This is a genomic window from Pseudomonas sp. AC463 (assembly GCF_979253585.1).
On the sequence record NZ_CEEDDZ010000383.1, the window covers coordinates 1 to 310 of the forward strand.

Annotated in this window: 1 protein-coding gene; it reads left to right on the forward strand. The window is 62.9% G+C overall.

The window, feature by feature from the left end; translation table 11 throughout:
* A partial coding sequence (locus AC0IYH_RS30635) for a hypothetical protein (RefSeq protein WP_471837923.1) occupies positions 1–273 on the forward strand: 273 nt, incomplete at its 5' end.
* Positions 274–310: the final 37 nt, after the last annotated feature.

The window sequence follows — 310 nt, forward strand, 5'->3', positions numbered from 1 at the left end:
GAATACGTCGCCATCGCCTTCGTAGAGTTCGGCAAGTGGGTCATCCGCCGCCGAGCGGACCACTATGCCGTGCAGGTCGCGCAGGTCACCGATTTCCTCATCGGGCTGATGGATTCCGGCGATTTCGAAACCGCGATCAACGAAGACTTCGAGTACGAGGTGGAAAAGGAGTTCGGCAAACGAGGTCTGGGGCGGTGCTTCGAACGGGCGAAGGCCGCCGCCATCGCCGACGAGAGCAGGGCGCGCTTCGGAAAGAGGCGCAGGCAGGCCTGATGAGCCATGGAACGGGCGGTCGGTCCTACTTCAGGCG